General features: G+C 65.1%; 1 protein-coding gene. It reads right to left on the bottom strand.

Annotated features, from left to right (window positions below):
* Positions 1 to 984: beta-ketoacyl reductase (locus tag DEH69_RS30780; protein ID WP_258535087.1), on the bottom strand; the 984-nt coding region annotated here is incomplete at its 3' end.
* Positions 985 to 1,002 lie beyond the last annotated feature (18 nt).

Below are 1,002 nucleotides of genomic sequence, written 5' to 3'. Positions count from 1 at the left end.
GCGCACGAGTCCGCGTAGCACCGGGGCGACCTCGGTCCCGCGCAGCGCGGCCAGGTCAAGCCGCATCGGCACGAGGACGGCCTTGTCGATGCCATGGGCGGTATCGAACAGCCGCAACCCCTCATCCTCGGACAGCGCCTCACCCGTGTTCCGACCCGACATACCCGAAGCCCACTGCCCCCACGCCAACGACCGAGCAGGCAGACCACGTTCACGACGATAAACAGCAAGCGCGTCAAGAAACGCATTCCCGGCGGCGTAATTACCCTGACCCGCGTTACCGAACACCCCCGCCGCAGAAGAGAAAAGAACAAAATGACGCAGATCCAGATCAGCCGTCAGCTCATGCAGATTCCAGGCACCATCCACCTTCGGACGCAACACAGCACTGACCCGCTCCGGCGTCAACGACGCCACCACACCATCATCCAGCACACCCGCCGCATGAATAACACCCGTCAACCCCCGAAAACGCGCCAGAACATCCGCCAGCGCCGCACGATCCGCGACATCACACACCACCAACGACACATCCGCCCCCGCCTCAACCAGCTCACCACGCAACCGCACAGCCACCGGATCGGCCCCACCACGCCGACTGGCAAGCACCAAACGCCGAACACCATGAACAAAGAAGAGACGCCGGGCAACCAAACCACCCAACGCACCACTCGCACCCGTGACCACAATGCAGTCATCAGCACGGAACGGCTCGACCGGCCCCCCACCAACCGGAACACGAACCAACCGGGGAACAAACACCTCCCCCTCCCGCACCGCGACATGACCCTCCCCCGCAGCCAACACACCCGCCACAAGCTCCGCCGACACCTCCTCCGGCGACCCCTCCACCACCACAAAACGCCCCGGCTCCTCCGACTGCGCCGAACGCACCAAACCCGCCACCGCAGCACCCACCACATCCCCAGGCCGCACCACCACAGCCAAAGGCCCCGAACGCTCCACCCCCAACAACCCCACCACACGCACCACCTCCGCATG

The organism is Streptomyces sp. PT12, assembly GCF_003311645.1.
GTDB lineage: Bacteria > Actinomycetota > Actinomycetes > Streptomycetales > Streptomycetaceae > Streptomyces.
This window is presented reverse-complemented; position numbering and strand designations above follow the sequence as displayed.